This is a genomic window from Paenibacillus sp. KN14-4R, from assembly GCF_052180255.1.
In the GTDB taxonomy this organism is placed as follows: domain Bacteria; phylum Bacillota; class Bacilli; order Paenibacillales; family NBRC-103111; genus Paenibacillus_AM.
This window is the reverse complement of record NZ_CP197466.1, coordinates 3,994,064-4,013,086: the sequence shown is the minus strand read 5'-3', so window position 1 is coordinate 4,013,086 and position 19,023 is coordinate 3,994,064. Positions and strand designations below refer to the sequence as shown.

The following is a 19,023-nucleotide window of genomic DNA, read 5'->3' as shown; positions in this document are numbered from 1 at the left end:
TGCTTGGAGGCTGTTGCTATATCTATAACTTAGATTTATACTAATTCTAAATAAAACAATTTTCGGAGGCTAAAAATCATGACTAGAAAAGGATTACTTACCCCACAGCGGAAAGCGATTTATGAAATTGTAGCGAGTGCCAAGGATCACCCGACAGCTGCAGATGTCATTGAACGTTTGCGTATGGGAGGACACAATTTTGCCTATGCGACGGTCTACAATTCATTGCGTTATTTGACGGAAGCGGGAATGGTCCGTGAGTTGAAGCTTGAAGGGGATGCGAGCAGATACGATGGACATATGGATGAGCATCAGCATATTATTTGCCGTATTTGCGGAAAGGTAGATGAGGTGTACGCGCATGTACCTGAAGATTGGGTAAACACAGTTGCAGCAGATACAGGCTATAAGATTGAGGAGGAGCATATCGTGTTTAAAGGAGTGTGCTCACAGTGCCAACAAATGAAGAATTGATGACGAATAAAGTGCAAGCCAATGGTTCATTTTCAGAAGGTGCTGTATGCACGACAACGAATCGCATCGTACTCATCAGTCCGTATCCAGCTGGTTTACAGGAGCTTGTGGGTGTACTTGCGGAGCATTGCTTTGACGTGATGGTGTTCCATCATTTGAGGGATGATCTGCTTTCCATGTTGTCGATTGACGTACTTGTGTTGGACCAAAGTCATGAAGGTCAAGAGCCGATAGATGGAAGTGAGTGGAACATTCCTACCATTCATTTGGTCTCGGAGAATCACAATCTGTCCAGTAAGCAAGACCAGCATGAATATGTGAAGTGGCCTGCCGATAGGAAGGAAATACATGCCGTTATTGAACGGCTGATCAAGGGGAATGGTCTTTCAACTTCATCCTATCCGGTTGTGCAAGTTGGAGCGAATTCTGGACAAGTGGTCTTCAAAGATTTGAACCTTGATCCTCGTAAAATGACAGTGAACCAAGGAGAGACGCGCTTGGAATTGACGCGTATTGAATTTGATCTGCTTAAAGTGCTGCTTGAAGCAGAAGGTGCTGCATTGTCTCGTCAGGAAATGATGGATGCCGTATGGGGGAGTCAATATTTTGGCGGCAGTAATATCGTCGATGTTCATGTCAAAAGCTTGCGCCAGAAGCTTGGCGACAATCCGAAAGAACCGAAATATATTGCGACGGTTCGTAGTAGGGGTTACCGTCTGGCAGATTAATCATTCTTCATAAAACCTTCATCATGACTTCATCAACTCTTCATGAACTAGAGCCTAGTCAGATGGTATCATTTCTTCATGATAAAGATTTAGATTAAGTCTAATTTTAATAGATGAAGGGTGAAAACACAGATGATTAATTTCAGTACATTAACAACGAATCAAGGAACACCTGTCGGCGATAACCAGAATTCTCGTACAGCTGGGCCGAACGGACCCACTTTATTAGAAGATTATCACTTGCTGGAGAAACTTGCGCACTTTGATCGTGAGCGTATTCCAGAGCGCGTTGTGCATGCGCGTGGAGCGGGCGCACATGGGGTATTCGTAACGCACAATAGTATGAGCGAGCATACGAAAGCGGCATTTTTACAAGAAGCAGGGAAAGAAACGCAATTGTTCGTTCGTTTTTCAACGGTTATCCATTCGGCGGGTTCGCCTGAGACGGCTCGCGACCCACGTGGTTTTGCGGTCAAATTGTACACAGAAGAAGGCAATTACGACATCGTGGGTAACAACTTACCGGTATTTTTTATCCGTGATGCAATGAAATTCCCTGATATGGTTCACTCTTTGAAACCGGCACCGGATACGAACATTCAGACACCGGATCGTTACTGGGATTTCATGACACTAACGCCAGAATCGACGCATATGTTGACTTGGGTATTTTCCGATTATGGTACGCCTGCGAACTATCGGGAGATGGAAGGATTCAGTGTTCACGCGTTCAAATGGATCAATGCAGAAGGTAAAGTGACGTATGTGAAATATCGCTGGAATCCACATCAAGGAGTACGGAACTTGTCTGCAGATGAGGTTCGTGAGGTTCAGGGTCGAGACTTCAGCCATGCAACGCATGATTTGTTCACACACATTGAGATTGGCGATTTTCCGAAATGGGATTTGGAAGTGCAGCTGATGGCACCGGAAGACTTTGAAAAGCTAGATTTTGATCCGCTTGATCCGACAAAGGTGTGGCCTGAAGAGCAGTACCCTTACAAGCTTGTAGGTACGATGACGCTTAACCGCAATCCGATCAACTTCTTCGCTGAAGTCGACCAAGCGGCTTTCTCACCGAGCGTCGTTGTACCAGGTATTGAACCATCTGAAGATAAGCTGCTGCAAGGCCGCTTATTCTCTTACCCGGATACACAGCGTCATCGCTTGGGTGCGAATTACATGCAATTGCCGATCAACTGCCCGTATGCGCCAGTACGTAACAACCAACGTGATGGAGCGATGCAGATGAATCAGAATCCATCCACGATTAATTACGAGCCAAGTCGTCATTTAACTAGCTTGAAGGAAGATCCTGCATATCGCGATAGTGAAGTAGTAGTTACAGGCCCTATTACACGCCGTAAAATTGAGAAAACGAACGATTTTGCACAAGCAGGTGAGCGTTACCGTTCATTCACCGCCCAAGAGCGCAACCATCTAATTACGAACCTTGTGAACGATTTGCAAGATGTGCAAGAACAAACGAAGCTGCTAGCCATCTGCAACTTCTTCCGTGCAGATCGTGAATACGGCATGCGCCTAGCCGAAGGTCTAGGGGTAGATATTAGCTCCTTTATCCCTGCTGGAAAATAAGAATGGGATAGGCTTTTTTGGTTGCGTCTCTCAAGCACATAATTGTGGTGGTTTAGGCAAATAATCTCATTTAGAAGTAGTGATGTTGTACTTTAAGGAGGTTATGGGCGTGTCGGATGTATTGGAAATTAGTATACGGACTCTATTAGCGGTCGTCGTGTTGTTCTTGTTAACGAAAGTTCTCGGTAAAAGACAGGTGACACAGCTCTCGCTGTTCGAATATATCACCGGGATAACAATTGGTAACTTAGCCGGCTCCATCACATTAGATTTGGATACGGATTGGTACTTAGGTGTTGTTGCCTTGGCGCTCTGGACGATGATTTCATTTGGTATTGAAATCGTGCAGCTTAAAAGTAAAAAAATGCGAGATTTTATTGATAGTACAGGAACCGTAATTATTCGATCTGGAAAAATAATGGAGAGTAATTTACGTAAGGAAAAGCTTACAATTGACGAACTGATGGAGTCATTACGTAAAAAACGTGCATTCAAGATCGCGGATGTTGAGTTTGCAATCATTGAACCAAGTGGTGATATTAACGTGCTATTGACGCGGGAAAATCAGCCATTGACCCCGAAAGATATTGGACTTCAAGTCGCACCTGAGCAAGTGCCGCAGGTCATTATTATGGATGGCAAGCTGCAAGATAAGGGGCTAATCGCAAGTGGGTTTACCCGAGAGTGGTTGAATCAACAATTGCAACTTTTAGATTTAAAAGTAGAAGAGATTCTAGTCGGACAAGTTCAATCTGACGGACAGCTCTATATTGATGTGTATGAGGATAAGGTTCAAGTGGAAGTGGCGAAGCCACTTGTTTCATCGCCATCTCCACAGCCCGTTTCAGTACCTTGGCATGCTCGGCCGGTGCAAAAGGCAGCCTTATTAGCGGCACTAAAGAAATGTGAAGCAGAGATGATGTTATTCGGGCTTACCACGAAAGGGCAAGAGGCTCAAGATTTACTGGCAAAATGTTCGCAACAGCTGGAAGAAATGGTCACACAAATCAAGCCGGTGTAGAAAGCAAGCATAGAATTTAAGACAGCCGTTATCCCAAAGTGGAATAACGGCTGCTTCTATATTAGACGTGCTTATGCAATAAGTTTAAGACCAACAGCAGAGAATAAGATCATTGCGATGAAGAGGAATCGCTGCCATTGACGGGATTCACCCCATAAGAACATGCCGACGAGTGCTCCACCAACAGTACCAATTCCAGTCCATACCGCATAAGCGGTTCCCATTGAAATGCTGTTCATCGCATAAGATAACAGCGAAAAGCTCATACCGAATGCGATGATTAATAAGAGATACGAGGTTATGTTTCTTTTTTGGTTCACGCGGTTAATCGCAATGACGCCAAGTACTTCACAGCAACCTGCAAGAGCGAGTGCGAGCCATGCCATTATTGCTCAGCTCCCTTCTGTGAGGGACTTGCTGGTGATGCTTTCTCGGTTGTAATCATCTTAAGCCCGATTACACCGGCCAATAAGATGAGTATTAATGTGATCTTGAGCCAATGAAAGGGTTCATTGAACAGCAGCATCTCGGCAAGAACAGTTCCTGCGGTTCCAAGACCTGCAAACACGGCGTATACCGTCCCAAGGGGCAATACACGTGAAGCGCGAATAATCGTATCAAATGAAATCGCAATTGTAACAGCGGTTAAACCCCATTGCCACCAATGTGTGGAATGTTTTAATCCGGTCACCCATACGACTTCCAATATTCCGGCTAAAAAAACAAGTGTCCAGCTTTTATTCATTGTAAATCTTCCTTTCTTACTTATGTTCAGCAGCGCTCATGGGTCATTCCGAGCCAGAATATGTGCCAAGCCGCGTCAAATCGCTTAGCAAAACGTTCAGGCCCTCCATAAATCAGTTCTACCCAAGATCCATCGATTACGCATAAAAAGGCAGCTGCTGCCTTGTCTGCATCAACAGGTGGAATCTCGCCCTGCTTCACTGCTTCTGAGATGAGGTTAACTAGTCGTTCTTCTATTCCGTCTAGATAGATGTAAGTCTGCGTATTCACTTGCCCAATCATGGATTGAGGCGGGAAAAAAGAGATGCGTAGCATGAATTTCATTTGTTCATTCTGCTCGTATCGATCTTTAGTACAAAGAAGCAGTCCATATAAGGTATCATGCAGAGATGCTTCATGATTTCGCTTCAGATAGTCATCGATTACTTGCAATTCTGCAGCAAATACTTCTTCGATCAGACAAAGGAACAGATCTTCTTTACCTTTAAAATGAGCGTATATCGAGGGCTTCTTTATCCCAACTTCTTCTGCGATATTCGCAAGGGATGCCCCTTCATAACCATGACTGGCAAAATGCTTCAAAGCAACTTCTTTTAACCGAGTTGCAGTCATCCTTCTCACCTACCTAACGTTCGTTAGGTGAAATATATCAAACTCCATTTCACAAGTCAATGGCTATTCGATTAGAATTCGCTATATAATACAATTAAAAACATCAAGGAGCTTGGCATGAAACGTTCGATTCAAATGATTATTGTGTTCCTCATTATGACGAGCTTGTTGTTTTTCTTAAATCGGTTTTGGTCAGACAAGATCACCTTCTACACCAGCATCGTCACGACTTTGATGGTTATTTTCGTGGGTCTTGTTATTTTCATGGAAAACCGACATCCCTCAAGCACAATGGCTTGGATTATGATCTTGGCCTTATTTCCGGTTACTGGATTTATTTTCTATGTCCTATTTGGTCAGAATTACTATAAGCGTCGTGTCTATGGGCGAAAAGGAGAGCAGGATGCGAGAGCTTTCCTAGGCATTCATGCCCATCGTAATGACCACGCATGGGAGCAGTTCAATGAGGATCAACAGCTTATCTTTCGATTAGCACAAAATGTGGCTCATAGTCCGATTTCCCTGCATACGTACACGCGCATTCTATCCAATGGGGATGAAACGTTCGATACCATTATCGAAGAACTGCATAAAGCGGAGCATCACATCCATATGGAGTATTACATTTACCGCAATGATTGTATTGGTAAAGAAATTCAACAAATTTTAATTGAGAAAGCAAAGCTTGGTGTCGAGGTACGATTCCTCTATGATGCAGTGGGTTCGTATCAGCTTGCGGAGTCTTTTCTACAAGAAATGCGTCAGGTTGGGATTGAGACGTACGCCTTTAATGATGTGAAGCTGCCGTTCTTCTCCAGTACCGTGAATTATAGAAATCATCGCAAAATTATCGTTATCGACGGTAAAGTGGGTTTCACAGGAGGATTGAATGTTGGGGACGAGTATTTAAGCCGCAGCAAAACCTTCGGATTCTGGCGAGACACACATATGATGCTTAAAGGTGATGCCGTACGGATGCTGCAGTTTATTTTTTTGCAGGATTGGTTCCATACGACCAAGCAGCGCTTGGCTAATCCAGACTATTGGTCACCGCAGTTACTGGATGTGCCAGATGACGGGGCTGTACAAATTATCGCAAGTGGTCCCGATAATGAGTTTCGGACGATTAAAAACCTAATTTTTGCAATGATGACTTCTGCCAAAAAATCCATCTGGATTACATCACCCTATTTCATTCCGGATGAGGACATTGTAACAGCGCTGAAAGTGGCTGCACTTTCAGGTGTAGATGTGAAGATCTTGTTTCCTGCAAAACCGGATAGATGGATTCCATTCTTCGCGTCACATTCCTATTTTCCGACGCTGATGGAAGCAGGGGTTGAAGTTTATGAATACCAGAAGGGCTTTATGCATTCTAAGATTCTGATTGTCGATGGTAATATGGCGACGATTGGAACAGCGAATATGGACATGCGGAGCTATCACCTGAATTTTGAAGTGAACGCATTCTTATATGGTACAGAAAGCACGCAGACGCTGGTTTCTGACTTCAAGGAGGATTTAACGGAGTCAACGATCATCGAGATGGATTGGGTGAAGAAAAAATCTTATCCGAAGCGATTCTTGGAATCTGCTGCACGGTTGTTGTCACCGATGTTGTAGGCGCCGTACCAATTGGACACAAGATTAGCAATAAAAAAATAGCCGCTTACTCGCTCTTGCCAGTGAAATCACTGCAAGGCGGGTAGAGCGGCAAACAAAAATCCAGAGCCTCAAATCGCGCTCTGGATTTTTACATTCCCTACACTAAATTCGCGCGGGGGGATGAAGCACAGTTGTGAGAAACACTTCGAAGAAGAGACAGAGAGTTACCCATCCCATGGAGAGCGAAGCGTTCGCCTTTGAAAATGAGTTTCCACCTACTAACCTAATAATAGGAACTCATTTTCAACAGCGATGGAAGGGGATGGGTAACTCGTCGTCTCACCTTTTTAGTGTCCCTCCAACCTCCTCACCCTTACATCTAACCGATTGACTCGTTGCTCCAACCGATTGATCTCCTGCGCCATGCGAATCTGCTCACGCTCCAGCCTGATTATCCGCTGGTCCAAACTTCCTCCTGGTGGAAATGGATGAATTGGAAATAGGGCGGGTTCTGGGATATTTAGTGTCTGACCCACATAGAGTGTTGTTCCATTCAGTTGGTTACCCCGTAAAATATCCTCGACGGATACGCCAAATCCAGAGGCAATCGAGTAAAGAGAATCGCCGGATTGTACGACATAAGTTGACATACACAAGCTCCTTTCCAAATAAAGAGTTACACTTCTAGGCAATATATGAAGGAGCTAGGTGAATGGCGCTGGTCATTCGCCTAGTTAGCTAATCATTCCATCGCTTGATGCTGGAACTGTAAAGTTGTAATATTAGTTCTTACATCTTTGAGAGACTGGGGAGTTTATATGAACAAACAAAAAGGGCAAGATTCGAAATCGGAATTTACTGAATCGGGTGAACAATTCAGTAAATTAGGATTTATTTTTGCTGCGATTGGCAGTGCAGTAGGACTTGGGAACCTGTGGAAATTTCCGTATATTACAGGTAAATTCGGGGGCGGAGCCTTCTTCGTGATGTTTATCTTGTGTTTGATTGTAATTGCCTTGCCAGTTTTCATCGCGGAGCTTGCAATTGGTCGTGGGGGCAGAGGAAATGCATCATCATCTTTTTTTAAATTATCAGGATCGAAGTTTTGGGAACGGTCTGGTTTTATTGGGGTTCTTGCCGCATTTTTGATCCTAACGTTCTATAGTGTAGTCGCAGGGTGGACGCTATATTATGCGGTGCAATCTTTCAGCGGTTCTTTATTTTCCGGTGGAGATTACAATGATCAATTTAATGCTTTTACAAGTAGTGCAGCGCCAGTCTTTTGGCAGTTTGTCACGCTTGCAATCTGCTTGTTCGTTATTCTAAAAGGGGTTTCCAGCGGGATCGAGAAGTTCAACAAAATTCTCATTCCAGGACTTGTGATCGTTCTTATTCTCCTCATGGTGCAGGCACTTCGACTGCCTGGTGCAGGGGCAGGAGTGGAATTTTTTCTAAAGCCTGACTTTTCTAAAATAACGGCGCGATCTATGCTTGAAGCGATGGGGCTTGCATTCTTCTCGATGTCACTTGGGATGGGGGCGATGATAACATTCGGGTCATATGTGCAAAAAGGGCAGTCATTAGGTGCTGCATCCCTTGCTGTGGGCGGGGGTAATCTGATTTATGCCTTAATTGCCGGTCTGATTATTTTCCCGACAACATTCGCATTTGGGATTGAACCTGCACAGGGACCTGGGCTCGTATTTATCGTACTCCCTGCGGCATTCTCTGCTATGCCGTTTGGATCGTTGTTCGGCGGTTTATTCTTCGTCCTCCTTGCTATGGGGGCACTTACTTCTGCAGTGTCATTGCTTGAAGTGCCAACTGCCTATGTGAAAAGCAGATGGTCCCTAAGCAGGCAGAAGGCAGCAATTTATACGACAATTGCTTGTTTTGTGCTTGGTGTACCAGCTGCCTTATCTGTCGGGGGTGTATGGAGCGATATCCATATTTTTGGTAAAAATATCTTTGATATGATCGACTATGTAGCATCGAATATTCTCTTACCCATTGCTGGACTTGTGAGCACGATCTTTGTGGGTTATGTATGGAAAAAGGCTGGCGATGAAGCAGGTTTAACTGGTTTTTGGTTCAAGATTTGGATGATACTGCTGCGTTATGTATCGCCGATCTTAATTTTACTTATATTCTTGTATTCAACAGGGATCATGCATTAAGGCAATGGAAATGTGCATAGCACTCGTTATTTTGCCGCATCCTACTAGCTGATAGGAGGGAAAAGCATATGCCGGATAACGACACAAGCTTACAGGCACAAAATCCGATTTCAGATGCTCAGAACGCGGTAGATCATGCGTATAATGCGATTTCGCAGGCGATGAGCCACCCGACACCACAGACGATTGAGCAGGCTCGCAACTCGCTTACTAAAGCCGAACATGCGGTTGAACAAGCACAGGGGAATGCCAATACTGAGGTCCTTGATCGACTGGAAGAAGCGCTAAGCGCGGAGCATGAAGATTTGAATCAGATTAACGGTTAAGTAGGCAACTTTACAATTTAATAAGGATTCGAAGACGTGCGTATGGATGGATGATATCCTGCGTACGTCTTTTTTTTGAATAGATTCTGATCTGCCTGCTCATATTACCAATGAATGGTTTCTGTGGAAAAAGTATTCATGTAACTGATGAGGAGGTTGTTCAAGTTGGATTCCGTCATGATGGCAAGATCTTTGATGGGTACATCGCTTGCTTTTCATATTATTTTTGCAACACTTGGGGTAGGCATTCCGCTAATGATCATTATGGCGGAGATTTTGTATCATTTTCGCAAAGACAGTGACTACGCCCTGCTTGCGAAGCGATGGACGAAGGCGTTTGGCATTATTTTGGGGGTGGCGATACCTTCCGGTACGATTGTAGGCGCGATGCTCTCTTTGCTATGGCCAGGTTTTATGGAAGTTGTGGGACAGGTCATTGCACTGCCTTTTCAAATTGAAATTTGGGCGTTCTTCTTGGAATCGTTATTTATGGCGATTTATTTGTACGCAGCGGACCGTCTGCCAGCGGTGCTGCGGATTATGTCCGTTATTTTTGTGGCGATTGGGGCGACGGCTTCTGCAATCTTGATTACAGACGCGCACGCATTCATGAACACGCCGACCGGATTCCGCTTGGAAAATGGGAAGTTGTTCGACATTCATCCATGGGAAGCTGTATTTAACCCAAGTTTTCGAATTACAGCGATGCATGTCGTGGTAACAGCTTATATGACCGGGGCGTTCGCTATTGTGGCGATGGCGGCGTTCAAGCTGCTGCGGAAAGGAATCAGTGAGCGAGAGCAGGTCTATCATCGTAAAGCGCTGCGAATGGGGCTTGTAATGGGTACTGTAATGGCGGTACTTACGATGGTAAATGGCCATGAGACGGCACAGATGCTGCATCATTATTTACCTGAAAAACTTGCTGCAGCTGAAGGGTTGTTTGAGACGACAACGCATGCACCGCTTACAATTGGTGGATTTACGGATGAGAAGACGCAGTCAGTCAAATGGGGCATTGAGCTGCCGGGCATGTTATCTTTTTTGGCAGGCAATCGATTTGATACGGAAGTGAAAGGACTCAACGATTTTCCGCGTGAGAATTGGCCGCCTTTAATGATTCATACACTCTTTAATGGGATGGTTGGGATCGGTAGTTTGTTGCTTGTCTTGGGTGCTGCGGGCATCCTGCATCTGTGGCTGCGCAAGCAGCATTTTCCAAAGTGGGTACTGCAAATATTCGTGGTTACGGGGCCACTGGCGATGCTTGGAATTGAGACGGGATGGATTTTTGCGTGCACGGGTCGCCAGCCTTGGATTATTTATCATGTGCAGCGTACGAAAGATGCAGCTGTACATTCGAATTCGCTGGGTGTGTTGTTCGCGTTGTTTGTCGGTTTGTACGTATTTTTACTACTGCTGACGATTTTTGTGATGCGCTTTTACTTCCGCAGGCATCCGGTAAGCAAGGAAATTCAAGGGTAAGGGTAGGGAGATGTCATGTTGGGACTTCAGTTTACCGATACGGAGATTGCAATCACGATCGTATGGGTGTTCTTGTTCGCCTATTCGATTCTAGGCTCGATTGATTTCGGAACAGGTTTCTGGGCGATGGTGTATGGGAAGAAGGGCGACACGCGGGCAGCAGGGATTGCGAATCGCTACTTGTCTCCCGCTTGGAAAATAACGAATGTGTTCCTTGTGCTGCTCGTTGTCGCATTAGCTGGCTTTTTCCCAATGGCGATCTATACAGTGGCTTCGGTTCTCGTACTGCCAGTCGGGCTCGTATTAATTCTGCTGACGATACGAAGTTCTTTGCTGGTCTATGCGTATTCGGTCAAAGAGTATAGTGGCTTACTCAGACAAGTATCGGGGATTACGGGTCTCTTGATTCCGGGACTACTCGTCAGCGTATTGCCAGCGACTTTAGGTGGTTTTATTCACATGGTGGACGGGCATCCAGTTTTGGATTACGGTGCACTGTTAACGAATCCGACGCTGTATGCCCATTTAGCATTTGGGTTATCGACAGAGCTGTTTTTATCGGCAATGTTTCTAGCGGATTATGCGCGTGAGGGCGAGGATGAACAGACGTATTTGGTGTATCGCAAGCTTGCGCTGAAGCTAGGGCCGATTAATCTAGTGACAGCTGTTTTAACTGTATTTACGATGGTACCAGCTGCTGATTGGGTAGTGAAAGCATTCGCGGATCAATGGCTTTGGTTCTCGTTATCGATCCTAGCCTTTGCTCTGGGCTATACGATGATGCAATGGAAGGATCGAAAAGGTCGGTTGGGTCGTCCGAGAATCGCGATTTTGCTTGTTATCTTGCAGTACGGGCTTGCGAGTCTTGCGTATGGCAAGGCACATATGCCGTATCTCATATACCCGTATTTAACGTTTGAGCAGGGGTTGACGAATACGACGATGCTGCATGCCTTGTTCATCAGTTACATCGTATCTTCGCTTATTTTGTTTCCTGTTTTTGTTATATTTTGGCGCCTATTCCTCAAGGACAAGCGTTACATCAGGCAGGATGAAGGATAATAAAGTTTTATAAAAATGGACAAGTTATCCAAAAATTAGATTGACAAAATATTTCGACCAATGCTAGAATTCGGAACATAGCTGGTTTAATCCAAAAACGAAAGGTGGGTATTCGATGTTAATCATCATCAACAAAGCAGATAAACTTCAAAAAAAATTCATCGAAAAAGCAACCCGTCCTTCGGAGCAGCCAATCGGCTTCTAACTGAACTCACATATCGGACGCAGTGTTGCTTGTAATAGGGGACGCTGCGTTTTTTATATTTATATGGATCGCTTGAAGTGAAGTGAAATTCCAAATTATGGTAATTTCTCGAAAACTTGGAGGATACATATGGATAAAGACGTATCGTAACCATGCGATACGTCTTTTTTTGTAGTTAAGAATCCATATGCGAAGTTAGAAACGTAGGCTGCCTGATGGCGGGTAATGAGAGAATGAAGCACGGGGGAGTGAATATATTGTTTGACGTGTTAGGGAAGTTAAGTTGGTATTTTAAACAAGAATGGAAAAGGTACACGATTGCGATCACATTTCTGATCTTGGCAGGTGTGCTTGAGGTCATACCTCCGAAATTAGTCGGGCTTGCAATTGATGATATTCAGTTCGGCACGATGACGGGCGAGAAGCTTGCGGTCTACATGGGAGTGGGTGCGCTGCTCATTATCTCGATATATGTCGTAACGTTTGTCTGGTTTATGAAGCTGTTCGGTGGTGCATTTCTCGTGGAACGGACGCTCCGTTCGCGCTTTATGTCACACCTGTTACGAATGACACCGACTTTCTATGAACGTAACCGGACAGGGGATTTGATGGCAAGAGCGACGAATGACCTTCGTGCAGTGTCGATTACAGCAGGTTTTGGTATTCTCACTTTGGTTGATTCATCCGCATTTTTGCTCGTCATTCTGGTGACGATGGCTTATATGATTTCATGGAAATTAACGTTGGCAGCGCTTCTGCCTCTGCCACTTATGGCAATTGCGATGCAAAAATTCGGTTCGATTCTGCATTCACGTTTTATGGTTGCACAAGATTCCTTCGGTACGATGAATGATGCGGTACTAGAATCCGTAGCGGGTGTTCGCGTCGTGCGCGCTTATGTGCAAGAGAAGGCAGATGAAGCCCGATTTGAAGAACTGACACAAGATGTATACCGGAAAAATACAGCTGTTGCAAAGATCGATTCATTATTTGATCCGACGATTAAGATTCTCGTAGGTTGCTCATATTTGATTGGTTTAGGTTATGGAGCCTATCTGGTCTTCCACAATGAAATTACACTGGGAGAGCTTGTATCGTTCAACGTATACCTCGGGATGCTTATCTGGCCGATGTTCGCAATGGGTGAACTTATGAACGTCATGCAGCGCGGTGGAGCTTCACTAGATCGGGTGAATGAGACGCTTGCTTACAAACCAGATGTGGCAGATCGTGATCATACAGAGAAACTGGATGAACCGGGACAGCTTGCATTTAACAATGTGACGTTCCGTTATCCAACTTCGGAAGTGGATAATTTGCAGCAGATTAACTTTAAGTTGGAACGCGGAGAAACATTGGGGATTGTCGGACGGACAGGATCGGGGAAAACAACCTTGATCAAGCAAATCTTACGTGAATACCCGATGCCCAATGGTCAGATTACTTTAGCGGGTAAATCAATTGACCAGCTTGCCATGGACCAATTGTTAGGCTGGGTTGGATACGTCCCGCAAGACAGTACATTGTTCTCGAAGACGATGCGTGAGAATATTCTTTTTGGTAAGAAAGATGCGACAGAAGATGAAGTCATGCATGCACTGGAGCTTGCTTCATTTGCTCAAGATATCCATGTACTGCCGCAGGGCATCGAAACACTTGTTGGAGAAAAGGGTGTTGCTCTCTCAGGTGGACAAAAGCAGCGGGTATCCCTTGCTCGGGCATTCATTGCCGATCCAGAGATTTTACTTCTCGATGATGCTATGTCTGCGGTTGATGCACGAACAGAGGCGAAGATTATTACGAACATTCGCCGCGAACGCACAGGCAAGACAACGATGATCGTGACGCACCGTTTGTCGGCTGTGCAGCATGCTAGCCGTATTGTGGTGATTGATGAAGGACGGATTATCGAAGAGGGTACGCATGAAGAGCTGATTAAGCTGGGCGGATGGTACAAAGAACAATATGAACGCCAACAGGCGGAAGCCGATTTAGGCTAGGGGAGAAGGTGAACGAGAATATGGGAGTAGGACGTAGGTTATGGCGATATGCCTTATTGTATAAAAAGAGCTTTATTCTGTCCTTGGTTATGCTAGCGATCACAGTAGCTGCTGAGCTAACCGGACCGTTTATTGCAAAAACGATGATTGATACACATATTCTAGGTATCGAGAAAAAATGGTATGAAGTGACGAATCCAAGCAGCAGCTCGGCCTCCTATGATGTGAGTTTCAGAGATGGCAAGGAGTATAAGAAGGAGGATTACTTTGCGGTAAACGAACCTCGTGGTCAAGAAGCACGCGTACTCCAAGTAGGGCGTCAGTTCGTACTCATTGAAAGTGCACTTGCAAGTGATGGTGCACGTACGATTAGTGGAGATACTTTGGTAGTAACGAAAGGGGATCAACAAACCCAGTACCCGGCAAAAATACTGACAGGGTCGGAGTTGTTTCGTTTCTATCAACCTGAGATTCGAGGAATGATACAATTAATTCTCATCTATCTGGGATTACTGGTCGTTGCTTCTGTGTTTCAATTTGGTGAAAAATATGTGATGCAAACGTCTGCAAATCGAGTGATTCAGCGCATGCGCGGCGATGTTTACAAGCAAATTCACCGGATGCCGATCAATTACTTTGATAACTTGCCGGCAGGTAAAGTGGTATCGCGTGTGACGAATGATACCGAAGCGGTCAAAGACTTGTTCGTAACCGTATTGGCACAGTTCTTCTCAGGATCGATCTACATGATTGGGATTATCGGAGCGTTATTCGTATTAGATTACAAGCTGGGGCTTGCTAGTATGGTGTTAATTCCAATTTTGTTCGTGTGGATTGTGGTATATCGTAAATTTGCGAGTAAGTATAACCGTGTGATTCGTTCGCGTCTTAGTGATATGAATGGAATGCTTAACGAATCTATTCAAGGGATGCCGATTATTCGTGCTTTCCGTCGCAACAAAGAGACGAAGCAAGAGTTTGAGGAATTGAACGAGGACTACTACAAGCATCAGAGAAAAATGCAAAAGCTCAATTCCTTGACTTCACATAACTTAGTCGGGGTACTGCGTAACGGTGCATTTGTATTGTTAATTTGGTATTTTGGCGGCGCCTCATTAGGTGTAGGCACTATTATTTCAGTGGGTGTCTTATATGCATTTATCGATTACTTGAACCGCTTGTTCCAACCGATTGTGGGTATGGTAAACCAACTTGCAACACTGGAATCATCCTTGGTTTCAGCTGAACGTGTATTTGAGTTGATGGATCAAGAAGGTACGGATGTGGCAGAAGGGAAGCTTCCTCGTTATAAAGGTAATGTTGCCTTCGATCAGGTATCCTTTGCTTACATCGAAGAGGATTACGTGCTGAAGAATATTTCTTTTGAGGCGAGACAAGGACAGACGGTTGCACTTGTTGGGCATACAGGTTCAGGGAAAAGCTCGATTATGAACTTGTTGTTCCGCTTCTATGATGTAAACAAGGGTACTGTAACGATTGATGGGATGGATGTTAAAGACATTCCAAAACAATTGCTGCGACAACATATGGGAATTGTACTGCAGGACCCGTTCCTGTTCACAGGAACGATTGCGAACAATGTTAGCTTGAATGATCCTTCGATTACGCGAGAGAGAGTAGACGCGGCGCTGACAGCCGTTGGTGCACAGCGTGTGCTGAATAACTTACCGAAAGGATTTGATGAACCTGTTATTGAAAAAGGAAGCACGCTTTCCGCTGGACAGCGTCAGATTATTTCATTCGCTCGCGCACTTGCTTTCGATCCTGCGATTCTGATCCTGGATGAAGCAACAGCGAGCATAGATACAGAGACAGAAGCCGTCATTCAAGATGCGCTAGAAGTATTGAAAAAGGGAAGAACGACGTTTATTATCGCACATCGTCTCTCCACCATTCGAAGTGCAGATCAAATTCTCGTCTTGCACCGTGGGGAAATTGTAGAACGTGGTAACCATGAGGAATTAATGGCACAACGTGGACGTTATTTCAACATGTATCAACTGCAGCAAGGGCAAGGAGTTCAAGTGCCTGCTTCATCCAATGTGGCTGTACCGGTTGAATAAAGTGAGCTCTCGTATATCGGAATAAACAAGGAAAAAGCAACGATCATTGGCGTTTGTGCCAACGTTCGTTGCTTTTATTGTTATTTATTTGTCTTAAATCGAGTCGTCATTTCTTGCAAATTTTGCGCCATCTGTGCCATTTCTGTTAAAGCAGAATTGACTTCATCTAGCATAGCAAGCTGCGATTCGGATGCTTCTGCTACATTTTTGATACTCGAATTGGACTGTACAGAAATGCTCTCCATCTGATGAAGGGAGGCTGTGATTTGTTCACTGCTTGCGGACATCTCTTCCGAAGCGGCAGACACTTCTTGCATCTGATTGGCAACATGTTCGACACGTTGAAGAATGTCCTCGAAAGCATGTCCAACTTCTTCCATAATGGATGTGCCGGCGTCTACCACTTGATTGCCTCTTGTCATAGTGACGGCAGCTTGATTACTATCCTTTTGTATGGATTGGATCAAGGAGACAATTTCCTTAGCAGATTGACTGGATTGCTCTGCGAGCTGTCTCACTTCGTTCGCAACAACCGCGAAGCCTTTACCGTGTTCCCCAGCTCTTGCGGCTTCAATAGCTGCGTTGAGTGCAAGTAAATTGGTTTGTGTCGCAATGTTGGAAATCACCTGCACGATTTTTCCAATTTCGTTAGTGCGATTACCTAATTGTTTTACAACTGTCGATGATTCATAAACGGCTGCACGGATGGCAGCCATTTGCTCAATCGCTTGCTGAATGGATGTGTTGCCTTCGTTTGCTTTATGAGCAGCATCGACTGATGATTCTAGCACGTTCGAGGAAAATTCAGCAATCCGTTGAATCCCGATTGCAACTTCTTCCATGGAGCGTACGCTTTCTTGTGCATTCAATAATTGTAAGTTAGCACCTTCCGAAACTTGGTGAACATCGGACGCGACCTGCTTATATACAACGGCGGATTGCTGAGCACCTGCAAGCATTTCTTCTGTACTTGCCGATAATGTTTCCGCATTCGTGCTAATATTAGTAATAATCTCCCTTTGTGCGTCAATCATTAGGTTGAAGTCATTTGTAAGCTTACCAAGCTCATCGTCAGATACATAAGTGCCTCGTATGGTTAGATCACCTTGTTGTGCTTTTTTCATCAAGGCTTCAATTTCATGAATCGGCTTTTTGATGATTTGAATAATAAAGTAACCTGTTACAATACAGATAGCTAAGCATAGACACCAAATGATAACACTCCAAATGGATGAGCGTTGTAAGTCATCCTTGTTGCTCTCATAGAAAGCTTTTGCATCCTCTTGGTTGTATTGTGTGATCGTTGTTAATGCCTTGATCATCTCATTGCGAAGGGGCTGTACATTTGTAGAGAAGAGTGCATAAGCAATGTCTTCTTTATTTTGTAGAGACATATCATTATACTTCTTGATTTGAACTTGACTGGCTTCCAGCTTGGCTTTGTAAATATCCATTTGTTCTTTTACACGATCTGTCATCGGAAGGGCTTCGAATTGCTTCTGCGCTTCTTGGCTGTCCGCAATATGAGCATCAATCTTTTGTAAGCTTGCTTGTTTTTTCGCCGTTTCTGTTAACGATCTAAGCTCTAATTCAAAATAATCAATCTTGGCATTGTTATATAAAATTTTAGAGATAAGATCATTCGGTACTAACTTTTCTAAATACATCGCTTTGGAGTTATTTCCGATAGATTGTATCGAGATATAACTAGCAATACTAATGATCGCCATGAAAACAAGAGATAATCCGAGCAGTAAGTAAATTTTGACTGATACTTTTAGATTCTTTAAAAGATTCATTATTCTCATTTTACATTCTCCTTAATAAATTCTGACAAAAACTCGTGTAAGCTGACGTGTTGTGACTGATTTTATATAAAATATCCCCCTTTTTCTAACAGTTTAAGTCGATATTGTCATTAAATGTGTGTAAGTTTATATGTAAGAATAAATGTATATTAACTATAATACGGAAAGGAAACAATACTTGACTTAAGGGCCGATTTGAGCATGAAAATAAATCCTCTTAAGGGCTAAACTTGAAGTCATCTAGCAAATCGAGCATAATCGAAAAAAAGTCATCTATTTTTGCAACACGTAAAGGAGTTTACTATGCGAATTAACAAATATATTGCGGAAACAGGCATATGCTCGCGCCGTGAGGCAGACCGCTTGATCGAATCCCACAGCGTGACGATTAACGGAGAAGTGGCACAGTTAGGATCCGTTATTGAACCAGGTGATGTTGTGAAGGTAAAAGGCAAGCGAATCGGTGAGCGTCCCGATTACGTGTATATTGCCTTGAACAAACCAACGGGCATTACATCGACAACAGAGCGTCATATTCGGGGTAACATCATTGATTTTGTGAATCATCCTGAACGAATCTTCCCAATTGGACGACTGGATAAAGATTCAGACGGTTTAATTCTGCTCACGAATGATGGGGATATCGTCAATGAGTTATTGCGTGCAGAGAATAATCATGAAAAAGAATACGTCGTCACGTTAGATCGTGCCTACTCCCCAAGCTTTGTACGTGGGATGTCTTCAGGGGTGCGTGTACTGGGGCAAATGACAAAGCCTTGCAAAGTCATTCCTGTGGATGATTACACCTTTCGAATTGTATTGACACAAGGACTAAATCGTCAGATTCGCCGCATGTGCAGTGCATTTGGATTTTCTGTTCGTAAATTACGGCGTGTACGGATTATGAATATTAACTTAGGCAACCTGCGCACAGGTCAGTGGCGAGATTTGACTGCTTCTGAATTGGACGAGCTTTTTCGTGACCTGAATTATAAGCAGTAATGAATTAAAAAATAATTTTGAAATCTTTGCGTAAGCATAGTAACTTTTACCAAGAACCCTTCGTCTATAGATCTGAAGTTAAAATTGGATGATT

General features: G+C 44.1%; 17 protein-coding genes. 12 read left to right on the top strand and 5 right to left on the bottom strand.

What is annotated here, in order from left to right:
- The first annotated feature begins 78 nt into the window (after window positions 1–78).
- The 4 genes from ACSBOP_RS19775 to ACSBOP_RS19760 all read left to right on the top strand — a co-directional run bounded on the left by ACSBOP_RS19775 (window position 79) and on the right by ACSBOP_RS19760 (window position 3,819).
- On the top strand, window positions 79–474 hold the full coding sequence (locus ACSBOP_RS19775) for a Fur family transcriptional regulator (protein WP_442602193.1): 396 nt from the start codon (window positions 79–81) through the stop codon (window positions 472–474).
- Entirely contained in the window at window positions 453–1,202 is a 750-nt protein-coding gene (locus ACSBOP_RS19770; RefSeq protein ID WP_442602192.1) for a winged helix-turn-helix transcriptional regulator, read from the top strand. Before ACSBOP_RS19775 ends, ACSBOP_RS19770 begins: the two co-directional genes overlap by 22 nt.
- A 132-nt stretch (window positions 1,203–1,334) precedes the next feature.
- Window positions 1,335–2,798 (top strand): catalase, encoded by a 1,464-nt coding sequence (locus ACSBOP_RS19765; protein ID WP_442602191.1) that lies wholly within the window; start codon window positions 1,335–1,337, stop codon window positions 2,796–2,798.
- 103 nt (window positions 2,799–2,901) lie between these two features.
- Entirely contained in the window at window positions 2,902–3,819 is a 918-nt protein-coding gene (locus tag ACSBOP_RS19760) for a DUF421 domain-containing protein (RefSeq protein ID WP_442602190.1), read from the top strand.
- Window positions 3,820–3,890: 71 nt separating this feature from the next.
- On the opposite strand, the gene ACSBOP_RS19755 is transcribed toward ACSBOP_RS19760, so the two are convergent.
- From ACSBOP_RS19755 to ACSBOP_RS19745, 3 genes are read right to left on the bottom strand one after another with little or no spacing between them, the layout of a single operon-like run.
- On the bottom strand, window positions 3,891–4,205 hold the full coding sequence (locus ACSBOP_RS19755; RefSeq protein WP_442602189.1) for a DMT family transporter: 315 nt from the start codon (window positions 4,203–4,205) through the stop codon (window positions 3,891–3,893).
- Entirely contained in the window at window positions 4,205–4,564 is a 360-nt protein-coding gene (locus tag ACSBOP_RS19750) for a DMT family transporter (RefSeq protein WP_442602188.1), read from the bottom strand. Before ACSBOP_RS19750 ends, ACSBOP_RS19755 begins: the two co-directional genes overlap by 1 nt.
- A gap of 26 nt (window positions 4,565–4,590) precedes the next feature.
- Entirely contained in the window at window positions 4,591–5,175 is a 585-nt protein-coding gene (locus ACSBOP_RS19745; protein ID WP_442602187.1) for a TetR/AcrR family transcriptional regulator, read from the bottom strand.
- A 117-nt stretch (window positions 5,176–5,292) separates the two neighbouring features.
- On the opposite strand from ACSBOP_RS19745, the gene cls reads away from it, so the two are divergent.
- On the top strand, window positions 5,293–6,798 hold the full coding sequence (gene cls, locus ACSBOP_RS19740) for a cardiolipin synthase (protein WP_442602186.1): 1,506 nt from the start codon (window positions 5,293–5,295) through the stop codon (window positions 6,796–6,798).
- 329 nt (window positions 6,799–7,127) lie between these two features.
- Here the strand turns inward: cls and ACSBOP_RS19735 are convergent, their stop codons facing one another.
- A complete protein-coding gene (locus ACSBOP_RS19735; RefSeq protein ID WP_442602185.1) occupies window positions 7,128–7,430 on the bottom strand; it encodes a LysM peptidoglycan-binding domain-containing protein in 303 nt (100 codons plus the stop codon).
- Between the two features lie 168 nt (window positions 7,431–7,598).
- Between ACSBOP_RS19735 and ACSBOP_RS19730 the strand changes: the two genes are divergently transcribed.
- From ACSBOP_RS19730 to ACSBOP_RS19705, 6 genes are all read left to right on the top strand, one after another.
- Entirely contained in the window at window positions 7,599–8,957 is a 1,359-nt protein-coding gene (locus ACSBOP_RS19730; RefSeq protein WP_442602184.1) for a sodium-dependent transporter, read from the top strand.
- A gap of 68 nt (window positions 8,958–9,025) precedes the next feature.
- Window positions 9,026–9,283 carry a hypothetical protein gene (locus ACSBOP_RS19725; protein WP_442602183.1) on the top strand — a complete coding sequence of 86 codons (258 nt, stop codon included), beginning with the start codon at window positions 9,026–9,028 and terminating at the stop codon, window positions 9,281–9,283.
- A 165-nt stretch (window positions 9,284–9,448) separates the two neighbouring features.
- A complete protein-coding gene (locus ACSBOP_RS19720; protein ID WP_442602182.1) occupies window positions 9,449–10,768 on the top strand; it encodes a cytochrome ubiquinol oxidase subunit I in 1,320 nt (439 codons plus the stop codon).
- A 15-nt stretch (window positions 10,769–10,783) separates the two neighbouring features.
- Window positions 10,784–11,830 carry a cytochrome d ubiquinol oxidase subunit II gene (locus ACSBOP_RS19715; RefSeq protein WP_442602181.1) on the top strand — a complete coding sequence of 349 codons (1,047 nt, stop codon included), beginning with the start codon at window positions 10,784–10,786 and terminating at the stop codon, window positions 11,828–11,830.
- Between the two features lie 462 nt (window positions 11,831–12,292).
- Complete coding sequence (locus tag ACSBOP_RS19710) at window positions 12,293–14,035, top strand: ABC transporter ATP-binding protein (RefSeq protein ID WP_442602180.1); 1,743 nt, start codon at window positions 12,293–12,295, stop codon at window positions 14,033–14,035.
- A gap of 20 nt (window positions 14,036–14,055) precedes the next feature.
- A complete protein-coding gene (locus tag ACSBOP_RS19705; protein WP_442604538.1) occupies window positions 14,056–16,119 on the top strand; it encodes an ABC transporter ATP-binding protein in 2,064 nt (687 codons plus the stop codon).
- A gap of 80 nt (window positions 16,120–16,199) precedes the next feature.
- Here the strand turns inward: ACSBOP_RS19705 and ACSBOP_RS19700 are convergent, their stop codons facing one another.
- Window positions 16,200–17,927, bottom strand: coding sequence for a methyl-accepting chemotaxis protein (locus ACSBOP_RS19700; RefSeq protein WP_442602179.1), 1,728 nt, complete (start codon window positions 17,925–17,927; stop codon window positions 16,200–16,202).
- Window positions 17,928–18,230: 303 nt separating this feature from the next.
- Between ACSBOP_RS19700 and rluF the strand changes: the two genes are divergently transcribed.
- Window positions 18,231–18,929, top strand: coding sequence for a 23S rRNA pseudouridine(2604) synthase RluF (gene rluF, locus ACSBOP_RS19695; RefSeq protein ID WP_442602178.1), 699 nt, complete (start codon window positions 18,231–18,233; stop codon window positions 18,927–18,929).
- The last annotated feature ends 94 nt before the right edge of the window (window positions 18,930–19,023 follow it).

Bases quoted from the DNA above. Each gene is read 5' to 3' on its own strand.
- ACSBOP_RS19715 (WP_442602181.1), top strand. From the start codon at position 10,784: ATGTTGGGACTTCAGTTTACCGATACGGAGATTGCAATCACGATCGTA.
- ACSBOP_RS19730 (WP_442602184.1), top strand. From the start codon at position 7,599: ATGAACAAACAAAAAGGGCAAGATTCGAAATCGGAATTTACTGAATCG.
- ACSBOP_RS19765 (WP_442602191.1), top strand. From the start codon at position 1,335: ATGATTAATTTCAGTACATTAACAACGAATCAAGGAACACCTGTCGGC.
- ACSBOP_RS19745 (WP_442602187.1), bottom strand. From the start codon at position 5,175: ATGACTGCAACTCGGTTAAAAGAAGTTGCTTTGAAGCATTTTGCCAGT.
- ACSBOP_RS19755 (WP_442602189.1), bottom strand. From the start codon at position 4,205: ATGGCATGGCTCGCACTCGCTCTTGCAGGTTGCTGTGAAGTACTTGGC.
- rluF (WP_442602178.1), top strand. From the start codon at position 18,231: ATGCGAATTAACAAATATATTGCGGAAACAGGCATATGCTCGCGCCGT.
- ACSBOP_RS19735 (WP_442602185.1), bottom strand. From the start codon at position 7,430: ATGTCAACTTATGTCGTACAATCCGGCGATTCTCTTTACTCGATTGCC.
- cls (WP_442602186.1), top strand. From the start codon at position 5,293: ATGAAACGTTCGATTCAAATGATTATTGTGTTCCTCATTATGACGAGC.
- ACSBOP_RS19725 (WP_442602183.1), top strand. From the start codon at position 9,026: ATGCCGGATAACGACACAAGCTTACAGGCACAAAATCCGATTTCAGAT.
- ACSBOP_RS19775 (WP_442602193.1), top strand. From the start codon at position 79: ATGACTAGAAAAGGATTACTTACCCCACAGCGGAAAGCGATTTATGAA.
- ACSBOP_RS19700 (WP_442602179.1), bottom strand. From the start codon at position 17,927: ATGAGAATAATGAATCTTTTAAAGAATCTAAAAGTATCAGTCAAAATT.
- ACSBOP_RS19705 (WP_442604538.1), top strand. From the start codon at position 14,056: ATGGGAGTAGGACGTAGGTTATGGCGATATGCCTTATTGTATAAAAAG.
- ACSBOP_RS19760 (WP_442602190.1), top strand. From the start codon at position 2,902: ATGGGCGTGTCGGATGTATTGGAAATTAGTATACGGACTCTATTAGCG.
- ACSBOP_RS19750 (WP_442602188.1), bottom strand. From the start codon at position 4,564: ATGAATAAAAGCTGGACACTTGTTTTTTTAGCCGGAATATTGGAAGTC.